The 730-nt window shown below is 38.8% G+C and carries 1 protein-coding gene; it reads left to right on the top strand.

Going from position 1 to position 730, the window contains the following annotated elements:
- Nucleotides 1–43: 43 nt before the first annotated feature.
- Nucleotides 44–730, top strand: a 687-nt coding sequence (locus tag HC175_RS15800) for an FKBP-type peptidyl-prolyl cis-trans isomerase (RefSeq protein ID WP_168139390.1), incomplete at its 3' end; no start/stop codon positions are given.

A 730-nucleotide genomic window follows, 5' to 3' on the forward strand; every position in this document is an offset into this window, starting at 1 on the left:
AAATACAAGAATATTGTATCTTGCCGCCCTAAATTACCTATTGATGAATTTGAAGAAATTTTTGTTTTTACCTGTTTTTGCAGCAGCATTATTTATTTCGTGTGATAAAGATGATGAAGGATCCGAAGAAGTGGTTCCGCCGAGGGATAGAGGAGAACAGGAAATAGAAGATCAGGCAGCACTAGAAGCCTTCCTTGACACCCATTTCTACAATTATGAAGATTTTCAAAATCCACCGGCAGATTTTAATTATAGGATAGAGATCGATACTATCGATGCAGCTAATGCCGAAAAAACCCCTTTGAGTCAATCTCCTCTTTTGGAGACAAAGACTTTTACTTTAGAAAATGTAGAATACACTATTTACCTGTTAAAAGTAAGAGAAGGTGCCGCAGATCAATATCAGCCAAAATTCTCTGATTCTACTTTTGTTTCTTATAGCGGTACCCTGCTTGATAGATCAATGTTTGATGCTTCAACCAATCCTCTATGGTTTGATCTTACCCGCACAATTCCGGGGTTTTCTCAATCCTTGACTGAATTTAAAGGAGCTTCAGGTTTCGAGGTGCAACCGGATAATACGGTAAAATGGAATAATGACTACGGAATTGGAGCAGTATTTCTGCCTTCAGGTTTAGGTTATTTTAATAATGTACAAGCTTCCATTCCGGCTTATAGTCCGCTGGTGTTTACTTTCAGCCTCTATGGAGCCAATGAAGCCGATCACGAC

The sequence above is a fragment of the Salinimicrobium oceani genome, assembly GCF_012037645.1.